General features: G+C 44.9%; 9 protein-coding genes and 1 pseudogene. 6 read left to right on the top strand and 4 right to left on the bottom strand.

The annotated features are described in order from the left end of the window. Positions 1-31: 31 nt before the first annotated feature. The 3 genes from AB4238_RS09355 to fadI all read right to left on the bottom strand — a co-directional run bounded on the left by AB4238_RS09355 (position 32) and on the right by fadI (position 3,854). Entirely contained in the window at positions 32-232 is a 201-nt protein-coding gene (locus AB4238_RS09355) for a hypothetical protein (RefSeq protein ID WP_372033155.1), read from the bottom strand. 185 nt (positions 233-417) lie between these two features. Then, positions 418-2,538, bottom strand: a complete 2,121-nt coding sequence (gene fadJ / locus AB4238_RS09350; RefSeq protein ID WP_372033153.1) for a fatty acid oxidation complex subunit alpha FadJ — start codon at positions 2,536-2,538, stop codon at positions 418-420. 5 nt (positions 2,539-2,543) lie between these two features. Beyond that, on the bottom strand, positions 2,544-3,854 hold the full coding sequence (fadI, locus tag AB4238_RS09345; protein ID WP_372033151.1) for an acetyl-CoA C-acyltransferase FadI: 1,311 nt from the start codon (positions 3,852-3,854) through the stop codon (positions 2,544-2,546). 236 nt (positions 3,855-4,090) lie between these two features. On the opposite strand from fadI, the gene AB4238_RS09340 reads away from it, so the two are divergent. From AB4238_RS09340 to AB4238_RS09315, 6 genes are read left to right on the top strand one after another with little or no spacing between them, the layout of a single operon-like run. Continuing rightward, complete coding sequence (locus AB4238_RS09340) at positions 4,091-5,047, top strand: AAA family ATPase (protein ID WP_371994375.1); 957 nt, start codon at positions 4,091-4,093, stop codon at positions 5,045-5,047. Beyond that, on the top strand, positions 5,047-5,976 hold the full coding sequence (locus AB4238_RS09335; RefSeq protein WP_372033149.1) for a DUF58 domain-containing protein: 930 nt from the start codon (positions 5,047-5,049) through the stop codon (positions 5,974-5,976). Before AB4238_RS09340 ends, AB4238_RS09335 begins: the two co-directional genes overlap by 1 nt. After that, positions 5,977-6,498 (top strand): DUF4381 domain-containing protein, encoded by a 522-nt coding sequence (locus AB4238_RS09330; RefSeq protein WP_372033147.1) that lies wholly within the window; start codon positions 5,977-5,979, stop codon positions 6,496-6,498. Continuing rightward, positions 6,498-7,502 (top strand): VWA domain-containing protein, encoded by a 1,005-nt coding sequence (locus AB4238_RS09325; RefSeq protein WP_372033144.1) that lies wholly within the window; start codon positions 6,498-6,500, stop codon positions 7,500-7,502. The genes AB4238_RS09330 and AB4238_RS09325 overlap by 1 nt, the downstream gene beginning before the upstream one ends. Positions 7,503-7,504: 2 nt before the next feature. Beyond that, a complete protein-coding gene (locus AB4238_RS09320) occupies positions 7,505-9,415 on the top strand; it encodes a VWA domain-containing protein (protein WP_372033141.1) in 1,911 nt (636 codons plus the stop codon). Beyond that, positions 9,409-11,052, top strand: a complete 1,644-nt coding sequence (locus AB4238_RS09315) for a BatD family protein (protein ID WP_372033139.1) — start codon at positions 9,409-9,411, stop codon at positions 11,050-11,052. The genes AB4238_RS09320 and AB4238_RS09315 overlap by 7 nt, the downstream gene beginning before the upstream one ends. Positions 11,053-11,114: 62 nt before the next feature. On the opposite strand, the pseudogene AB4238_RS09310 reads toward AB4238_RS09315, so the two are convergent. Beyond that, positions 11,115-11,275 (bottom strand): annotated as a pseudogene (locus AB4238_RS09310) (IS4 family transposase); the annotation flags it as partial.

The raw sequence follows: 11,275 nt of genomic DNA, 5'->3' as shown, positions 1-11,275 counted from the left end.
TCCTTTTTTTGTTTGTATTCATTACAGCTGTTCACATGTTAATGAATGTGCCCTGCTTGCCCATCGCTTTACGATAAGCCAGTTGCTTATGCGAATTAAACAACGGATATGCTGCTGGTCCCAATAATGCACCAGCAACAACCCAGCGTTTAACCGGTAAGCCAGCATTAAAAGCAGCCTGTCCAAGTAGAAAGCTAGATAAAACTAAAAATAAAACAATTGGGAATACCACTTACCTACACCTCACATCAAATAAGTCAGTGTCCATACCTTAAAACCATTCAAGCTGGGCATTATATCCTCTCTAAAACCTAAAAGAGAGTGTTTTTTAGTCAATTTATTGCCACTAAGCATAAAAAATGCGGCCAAATGTAGCCGCATTGTTAATTTTTTGACGCTTTTGAGATTATTTAAGCATTATTTGAAGAAGTAGCTCTGCTCATTAGCCATCTGCTTTAGCAATTCTGCAGGCGCAAAGCGATCACCAAACTGAGATTGATATCCACTTAAGATCTCCACCAACTTAGCAGGACCGAGCGTGTCAATGTAATGGAATGGCCCCCCTAAGAATGGCGGGAAGCCAATCCCAAATATCGCACCAATATCACCATCTCGAGCCGAGGCAATAATACCCTCTTCCAAACATCTTACCGCTTCATTGAGCATTTGCACCACACAGCGCTGAGCAAGCTCACTTGCATCACTATTTTGACCCGGAGTTAACCCGAGTACAGTGTATACGCTGCTGTCCACCTCTTTGGCCTTCTTCTTACTACCGTATTGATAGAAGCCCTTGCCATTTTTGCGTCCTTTGCGGTCATCGGCTAGCAACTTATCAAATGCCGATGGTGCCTTGAAGCGTTCACCGAGTTCGGCTTCTAAAATAGGTGAAATTTTGGCACCAACATCTATACCAACTTCATCAAGCAGTGTCATTGGTCCGACTGGGAAACCAAATTTCACCAAAGCTTTATCTAAATGCTCAACACTCTGCCCTTCTAACAACAGCTGTGCAGCTTCATTCATATAAAGAGCCAGAATACGGTTTACGTAAAAACCTGCGCCATCTTGAACCACAATAGGTGTCTTGCCTTGCTTGCGTGCGAATGCAACCGTTGTTGCAATCGTCTCGGCAGAAGTTTTTTCATGGGCAATGACCTCGACTAAAGGCATTTTTTCTACCGGAGAGAAATAGTGCAAACCGATGACATTTTCTGGGCGAGTTGCCGCCTCAGCAATTTGCGATATTGGTAACGATGAAGTATTTGAAGCGAAAATGGTATTTTCACCACATTCCCGCTCTACATCTTTGACCATTTGATGCTTAAGCGACAGATCTTCAAAGACTGCCTCAACGACGATATCGGCATCTTTAATCCCTTTATACTCTGTCGTTGTCGTCATTAACGCCATTAAGTTGTCACGTACAGCAGGTGTCATATGGCGACGCTTAACGCCTTTATCGAGCAACTTGTATGCGTACGATAGCGCGTTACTTAAACCAGTCTCACTAATGTCTTTAACCCGAGCCGGAATTTTTGCTTTAGTGGTCGTTACAGAAGCAATACCACCGCCCATCAAGCCGCCACCTAAGATCATCGCTTTTTTGACTTTACGAGGTTCAACATCGCCAGCGCCAGTCTCTTTTTTCATTTCAGTCGTTGCAAAGAAAATACTTCTCAAAGCTTCAGACTCTTTCGACATAACGAGATCAGAGAAGTGACTTGCTTCCACTTCTAAACCTTTAATCATGCCTTTAGTCATACCTTGACGAACACAATCGATGATCTTGGCTGGAGCAGGATAATTGCCCTGGGTTTTCTTAGCGACTTGTTTACCAGCTTGATCAAAAATAATATTTCGGCCTGCACTGGTACCTTCAAGCATTTTGTTGATAAATGACTGCTTTTTCTTTTTAGCAGTGCGTTTACCTGCTAACGCCATCTCAATCGCGGTGCGCATTAATATCGACTCAGGTACCGCATCATCGACTAAGCCCATTTTTATCGCTTGTTTAGGTCTAATCTGCTTACCCGTTAGCATCATATCTAATGCCGTTGGTATGCCGACCAAACGCGGTAAACGCTGAGTACCACCACCGCCAGGCAGTAAACCCAATTGTACTTCAGGTACGCCCATCATTGTCTTGCTATTTAAGCTACAAACTCGTTGATGACATGCCAATGCTAACTCTAACCCACCGCCTAAACATGCACCATTAATCGCAGCAACGACTGGGATAGATAAATTTTCCAACTCATTAAAAACCACATGCCCCTGCTGAGAAAGCAGCTTAGCATCCACTGCAGTTTCGCATGCATCTAACATTGATATGTCAGCACCAGCTACAAAAGAATCCTTCTTGCCAGAAACTAACACTAAACCTTTTATACTGCTGTCTTGCTTTATTTCGGCAAGCATCTCACTGATCTCAGGACCAAATTCACTGCGCAGCGTATTCATGGTCTCACCTGGTACGTCCATGGTTAATATGGCAATACCATCTTCTCGGCGAGCTAAATTAAATGTCTTTTCCATTTCGATTACTCCACTTCAACTATCATTGCTGCGCCTAAACCACCTGCTGCACATGCAGTCGCAAGACCCGTCCCGCCACCACGACGTTTAAGCTCATGACAAACTTGAGTGATCAGTCGTGTACCTGTTGCAGCAAAAGGATGTCCATAAGCAAGTGAACCGCCTAATACATTAAATCTGCTCATATCGATCTCACCAATCGCGCGGTTACGACCCAGTTTTTCTTCGGCAAATTTCTTCGAACCAAACATCTGCATATTGGCTAATGTTTGTGCTGCAAACGCTTCATGCATCTCAATTAGCGTCAGATCTTCTAATTCCATACCCGCGCGCTTAAGTGCCATTGGCGTGGCATAAGATGGTCCCATTAGCATATCTTGCCACACATCTATGGCAGTAAATGCATAACTCTTAATATAGCCAATTGGGGTATAACCTAACGCTTTAGCTCTGCCTTCACTCATTAGCAATACCGCAGATGCACCGTCGGTTAACGGAGTACTGTTTGCCGCTGTAACCGATCCATGTTTGCGGTCAAACGCTGGTCGAAGTTTTGCGTAGGATTCAAGCTTAGAGTTCTCACGGATATTATTATCACGATCGATAAATGCTTTGTACGGTGGCACATGAGCCGTCATCACTTCTTCGGTTAACTTACCAGCGTTCCATGTTTCAGTCGCTAACGTGTGAGAGCGATGAGCCAATGCATCTTGATCAGCACGACTAATATTATAAGTTTTTGCCATCTGCTCGGCTGTTTGTCCCATTGACAATCCAGTTGAATACTCAGCAACAGCTGGCGGCACTGGCAATAGGTCTTTTAAACCTAAGCGACGGAAAATTGATAACTTCTGGCCAAAGCTACGTGCCTTATTCAGATCAACCAGCGCATGAGCGAGCTTCTTAGAGACACCGATTGGTAATACTGAAGATGAATCTGAACCGCCTGCAATACCTATTTCCATATTACCGGTCAAGATTGACTCTGCAACGTTCACCGTTGATTGAAAGCTGGTTGCACAGGCGCGAGTGACACTATAGGCATCTGTACTGATATCCATGCCAGTACCCAAAACAATCTCACGCGCTATATTGGGTGCCGCAGGCATTTGTACAACTTGACCATATACAAGCTGTTCAATCAGTTTAGGGTCCAGTTCTGAACGTGAAATTAGTTCATTAACGACCATTTTGCCCATATCTAAAGCAGATACGCCATGAAATCCGGTCGCTTGTTTAGCAAATGGCGTTCTTAATCCCGATACAATCGCGATTCGTTCACCTCTAGCGTTAGTTAATTGCTGTCTTTCACTCATTTTTCGCCCTCTTGTTCTGCGTCGCTAACCCTTGAAGTTGCTCGCTTTTTTATATCCCTGAGAAACCTGCAAAATAACCAACAAACAGGTCTGACCATTAAAGTGTGATCTGATTCTAACTTTTAAATGAAAAATTTTAAACACTTGTTTGTTTTTTAACACTAGCCAAAACCCAATTGAATTATTTACCATAGAGGTTGTCCATAGTCTCTATACATAATAAATTGAGTACCATCATGCCTTTGAGTCGATTTCATGCACTACGCGAATACTTAAATACCGTTATTCTCGGACAACCGACATTAACTGAGAATTTACTGATAGCGCTCATCGCCGATGGACACTTGCTGGTAGAAGGGCCTCCAGGCCTTGCTAAGACTCGTGCAGTTAAAGCTTTGTGTGATGGTGTCGAAGGCGACTTTCACCGAATTCAGTTTACCCCTGACTTATTGCCTGCAGATTTAACCGGCACAGATATTTATCGTGCTCAAACTGCCACATTCGAGTTTGAAGCAGGTCCAATATTTCATAACCTAATACTGGCTGACGAAATAAATCGTGCCCCTGCTAAAGTTCAGTCGGCGTTACTTGAAGCCATGGCAGAAAACCAAGTGACTGTCGGCAAGAATAGCTACCCACTGCCAGAGTTATTTTTGGTCATGGCAACGCAGAACCCACTAGAAAATGAAGGGACTTACCCGCTTCCAGAAGCACAGTTAGATCGCTTTTTGATGCACCTTAATCTTGACTACCCGAGTGCAGAAACAGAATTTGAAATTTTACGTTTGTCGCGTAACGAAGCATTAAAGCAAGAAATCCCGACCATGACGCCGATTATTCAAGGTGATATTTTTGCTGCGAGAGAGCAAGCATTACAGATCTACCTCGCAGAACCACTTGAAAAATATATCGTCGACATTGTAATGGCAACGCGTCAGCCCGCTGCCTATAGCGCCGAACTTGCAAGTTGGCTTGAATATGGTGTTAGCCCACGCGCAACCATTTCGCTTGAGCGCTGTGCCAGAGCTCGCGCTTACCTATATGAGCGCGACTTTGTCTCACCTGAGGATATTCAAGCGGTTGCGCCCAATGTATTACGCCATAGATTACTGCTTAGCTATCAAGCACAAGCGGACGGCATATCAGCAGATGATGTGATTAACCATATTCTTTCTCAGGTTGCGGTACCTTAATGCTCAATTCAGATCTGCCTCTTTTCGCTGATGGCATCAACATCACTGAAAAAGAGCTACTCGCATGCCAAAACATAGCACGAGCCTTACCAGAAAAAAGGGCTAAGGCTAAAGCTAATTTGGCCGGACACCGCTCAAGTGCAATCAAAGGCCGCGGGATGGAGTTTGCTGAGGTTCGGCATTACCAAAGTGGTGATGACGTGCGCACAATTGATTGGCGCGTAACGGCTAGAACCGGCAAAGCCCACACCAAGCTGTTTGTCGAGGAACGAGAACGGCCAATTATTATCTTGTTAGATCTGAGCCATAGCTTGTACTTTGGCTCCAGCTTGTTATTACAAGCTGTGCAAGCCGCTCATGTTGCAACCACGCTGGGCTGGAACGCGATATTACATGGCGACAGGCTCGGCGCTATCATCGCCACTGAGCAGGAACATATTGAGCTCAAACCTCGCAGTCGTCAGCAGGGAATATTGCAATTAGTTTCAGCGATTAAGCAACTTCATCAGCGTCAACTTACCTCGCTGTTGGAACAAGAGCCAGATCCCGAGCACATGCTAAATGCCTGTAAGCGTTTAAGGCGTATTGCCAAGCCAGGGTCACTAATCTGGATAGTCTCAGATGGTGGCCACTTTAGTCCCGCATGTTTAGCCATGTTGTCAGATCTAAAACGCCACTGTGATATGGGTGCTTTTTTAATTACCGACCCGTTGCGGGAAGGTAATCTTGCATTGCCAAAACACTTCCAACTACCAGTTAAAGACGGCGGAAAAGAGCGCATTATTGACAGACACAGTTATGAGCAATGGTTACAAAGTCAACAAAAAATCAAAGCGGAATTCACCAATATGATGCAAAAGATAAACGTTGAAACTCGCTTTATTGATGCAGGTAAACGCCTCAACCAACAGCTCGGAGCATTCAGATAGATGGCGCTACAAACACCTGCAGCAAATCCGGCATTAGCATCGCTGCAAGATATTCAGACTCCTGTTGAAATTGGTCTATGGCCAATTGCCTATGGCTATTGGATCCTCATCGTCATCGCGCTTATGTCATCGATTGCGATATTTGTCTACTTGAGTAAACGCCGACAACACAGCGCTGCCAAACGAGCGGCGTTAGTTGAGCTTGCTGAACTCGACCTTAATGCCGCTAATTATATTGTTAACGTCAGTGCAGTGTTAAAACGCGCGGCAATGAGCTATTGCGAACGCGATTTGGTGGCGAGTTTATCAGGCAGCGCGTGGCATGATTGGCTTAATCAACAAGTTAAACAGCCGGCGACTGAGTTGTGTGAATTACTCAGTCTTAGCTACCAGCGACAACCATTAACCGAGTCACAAGCTATCGCTTTGAAACAGTGCGCACAGCTGTGGCTAAAAAATGCATTACCTCTGTCAACCACTAAAACGACTTCTATTAACCTGTCTCAAGTGGAGGTTAAATAATGTTGACCTTAGCACTCCCTTGGTTACTACTGCTGTTACCCCTGCCACTATTACTGAGAAAAAAACAGCAACAGCAGCAAGCTAAATTAGGTGGGCACCTTTACCTTCCCGGTAGCGATATTGAAGCACAAAGCATACCGAATAAAGTTCAGAGTTCATCAACTAAGGGCTATTGGTTGGTGTGGGTACTATTAGTCCTAGCAGTAGCAAGGCCATTATGGATGGGAGAGCCGATAGAGTTGCCTAGCAAGGGGCGAGATCTAATGCTATCGGTAGACTTATCAGGCAGCATGCAGATTGAAGATATGGTTATTGACGGCAAAGTCACCGACAGGTTTACCCTTATTCAACATGTAATAAGCCAATTTATCGAGCGCCGAAAAGGCGATCGCATCGGCCTTATCTTATTTGCAGATCATGCTTATTTACAATCTCCCCTCACCCAAGATCGACGTACAGTCGCTCAGTACTTAAACGAGGCCGAGATAGGTTTGGTAGGCAGGCAAACCGCAATAGGCGAAGCTATTGCGCTCGGTGTTAAACGCTTTGACCAAGTAGAAAACAGTAATAGAGTGCTTATTTTACTTACCGATGGCTCTAACAACGCAGGCTCCATATCACCAGGGCAAGCAACCGATATTGCAGCCAAAAGAGGGATCACCATATACACCGTAGGTGTTGGCGCTGAAGTCATGGAGCGTCGTACTCTTTTTGGCAAAGAACGAGTTAATCCTTCAATGGATTTAGATGAGACTCAGCTTAAACAGATAGCAGAGAAAACGGGTGGCAGCTATTTCCGCGCCCGCAATACCGAAGAGCTTGAGCGCATCTATCAAGAGATCGACAAACTAGAACCAATTAGTCGAGAGCAACTCAGTTACCGACCACAATCAGAACTGTTTTATTGGCCATTAGGCTTAGCGTTATTGCTCACTATATTTAAAAGCCTTGGACAGCTATCTGTTTTTAGCAACAAATCCAACCAGCCATCGAGAGGCCGTTAAGCATGCATTTTATACGCCCTGAATGGCTATTAGCGCTCATCCCACTGGCTATATTGTTAATATTTATTAAAAAGAATCACGGTGCTAGTTCCAGTTGGGATCAATATATAGCCCCTCACCTAGCAAGCATATTGCTTAGTCGCACTGATAAAAAACGTAGCCATAATATTGCATACCTTGCAATGGCATGGTGTATTGCTGTTGTTGCTCTTTCTGGTCCCGCGATTGAAAAAACAGCACTGCCAGTATACGAGTCAGCACAAGGTCGAGTCATTGTCATGGATATGTCCCTGTCTATGTATGCTAATGACCTTTCACCCAACCGCTTGACGCAATCAAAGTACCGAGCAACAGATCTACTGGGATCGATTGCAGAAGGTGAAACTGGACTTGTCGCTTACGCTGGTGATGCATTTACTATCAGCCCGTTAACTCGAGATAATGCCACGCTATTAAACCTACTCCCAACATTAACGCCAAGTATCATGCCAACAAAAGGCTCTAATATAGAAGCAGCATTAGAGCATGCTAAATCTCTATTAAGTCAGAGCGGACATATTAGTGGTGATGTGATTTTATTTACCGATGGGATTTCCCCTTCCCAACTCAGTGCCGCGCAATCGACGTTAAAAGGCAGTGGCTATCGGTTAGGAATTCTAGCATTCGGCAGTGAACAAGGCGCACCAATAAAGCTGCCTGACGGCCAACTATTGCGGGACAATGCTAACCAAGTGGTTGTCGCAAAGACTGATTTTGGATTACTGAACTCATTAGCAACTGCGAGTAATGGTACCGTCATCGCAACACGTGCAGACGGTCAAGATATTACTCAACTTGTCGATTGGCTAGCCACCACTAAAGATACAAAAGAGAGTGATAGACAAGGTGAAGTCTGGCAAGATCTTGGTGGTTATATCGCACTGTTATTGCTGCTGCCAGCCCTTCTCAGTTTCAGGCATGGATTACTTGGTACAGTCGCTTTGCTGATAGTTTTACAACCAACACAACCCGTTTATGCTAACAGTTGGGATGATTTGTGGCAGACTCAAGATCAGCAAGCGGCTAAAGACTACCAAGCCGAGCAATATGAAGCCGCAGCGCAAAAATTCGAGCAAGCTCAGTGGCAGGCAAGCTCTCATTATAAAGCGGGACAATATGATCAAGCACTAACAGGGTTTGAACAAGACAGCTCTGCCAATGGTCTCTATAACCAAGGCAATGCGCTGATGCAGCTCGGACAATATGATAAAGCCGAAAAACGCTATCAAAAAGCACTTGAGTTAGCACCTGATATGGACGCCGCACAGCAAAACCTTGCATTGGCTAAGCAATTACAACAGCAACAGCAGCAAGATCCTCAAAGCGGTGGTGACAAGCAGAAAAATTCAGATGAAAAACAAAACTCCGAGGATCAACAACAAAAGAGTGATGAGCAACAATCTGATGACGGTCAGCAAAGTGATAAAGAATCCGATGATAGCAGTTCAGACTCAGACAGTGGTCAGGGAGAACAAAAGCAACAACCGTCAGATGACACAAACTCCGGCAAAGATGCTAACGATGAGTCGCAGCAGAGTGGCACGAGTGATGCTGAACAAGATAAGCCTAATAGTAACGAAGCGCCCATGGAAGCCAAAGAGTCTGATGACAAAACCCCGGAAGATGAGTCACAGGAAAATCCACAATCAGCTAATGCTCAACAACCTAATGGAGCTGAAGACTCACAACAGGGCGATGAACCCGCCTCTATGGTACCCGCAACTCCCTCAGATGAGCCACTACCACCAGAAATGGAAAGAGCTTTAAGAGCAATTGCTGACGATCCACAAGTATTACTGCGTAATAAGATGCAACTTGAATATCAAAAACGACGCCGCCAAGGCATTAACACCAAGGAAAACCAACAGTGGTAATTCGACATATACTGGTACTCTTTATTCTTGCGATTACGGCTACAGCGCCCGCCTATGCGATTACAAGCTTGCAAGCATCTGTTGATCGAAACCCGGTCATCGAAGGTGAATCTCTCGTATTAACTGTGGTTGCGGATGACGATTTAAATAGTGGCGAGCTCAACACCTCTGCACTGCTTAAAGATTTCATTGTTGGTCGAACGAGTATCAGCCGCAGCAAACAGATAATGAATTTTGATGCTCGAAACGAAACCCGCTGGCAAGTACTGATATCGCCTAAAATTCGTGGCAACATCACAATTCCGGCCTTTCAGATAAAAGGTGTCAGCTCAGATCCAATTACCCTTTCAGTGGTGGATAGAAACAGCCAACCGCAGCAAAAACAAGATATTTTTATGCGTGCGAGCTTATCGTCTGAAGAGGCTTACGTCGGGCAAATGCTGACCTATAGAGTTAAGCTTTTTCTTGCTCTTGAACTGCAACGAGGCGTACTGAGTGCCCCAGTGTTACAAGGTGCCCAAATAAAGCAACTTGGTGAAGATAAAGACAGTAATGAAATAATCAATGGCAAACGCTATCGAGTCATTGAGCGGGCCTATGCCATTGTCGCCGACCAACCAGGTGAACTCACTATCAACGGTGCTAGCTTCTCTGGCGATGTACTGGTGCAAGCCAAGCGCAATGGCGGCATGTTTTCATTCAATGAAAGTAGACCTACGCAAACACAAGCCCCAAAATCAGTGGTACTCATCAATCCCGAACCTGTTGAATACCAAGGCCAATGGTTAGTATCTGACTTAGTGGTTCTTAAAGAGGACTGGCCAGAATCACCTGTCGAATATAAAGTCGGCGATCCGATTACTCGAACCTTAACCTTGTTGGCGTCCAATGCCGATGAGACCAGCTTACCAGAATTGCAGCTTTCGATGCCTTCAGCACTTAAATCATACCCTGAAAAGCCGCAGAGAAAGTCGTTTGTTCGTGATAAACAGATGGTTTCGCAACTGACGCAAACAACCGCTATCGTCGCGACAAAAGCTGGGACCTATACGTTACCCGCCATTAAAGTCCCATGGTGGAATCCGCATCTAAAACAGCAACAATATGCAACTTTGCCAGCGCGCACAGTAGTGGTAACAGGTGACGCAACAGAAATAACTAACCAACCTGCAATCACCAATACTGCAACCAATACAGCAACTTATGCAGACGCAGGCTACTGGGCTTGGGTAAGCGCGATACTGGCTATCTTGTGGTTAGTGACATTAATGCTGTGGCTAAATGCTAGAAAGCAACAGCCGCGAAACTCGCTACCAGTAGAAAACGACAAGATCACACAGCCAGTAAATAGCCGTAAAGCACTTGAAAGCAGCTGCGCAGCGAAAGACCCAACCGCTGTTATTAACGCATTAACAGCTTATTTTGCTGATATATATGCAAAACCGATGACTCTGCAAGATATTGCCAAGCAATCAACTGAGCTATCAAGCATGGTTATCGCTTTACAACAATCGGCCTATAGCGAACAGAGTACTAACATCGATTATCAGCGACTGTTAAAACTAGTATTATCAACAAAAGCGACCAATAAGCAGCAACACACTTCTGCTCTTAGCGCTTTAAACCCAAAACCCTAACTGTTCAGAATGATCTACTGAAAATCTTAACAAGACGCTCCTTTAGGAGTAATGCCGGTCAGTTAAGCTGACTGGCATTTTTTATTTCTAGCGTATCTTTGAGGCCTAGGCTTTACCCTTCGGGGAAAACTTCGGTCTCGCCGTGGAGCTAAAATGAGGCTTTCAACCATTTCATGAAAATGCTTTACCTGACCGGGGATTGCTCCTGGAGTTGAGTATGGCA

The organism is Shewanella sp. 10N.286.45.A1, from assembly GCF_041470405.1.
In the GTDB taxonomy this organism is placed as follows: Bacteria; Pseudomonadota; Gammaproteobacteria; order Enterobacterales; family Shewanellaceae; genus Shewanella.
This window is presented reverse-complemented; position numbering and strand designations above follow the sequence as displayed.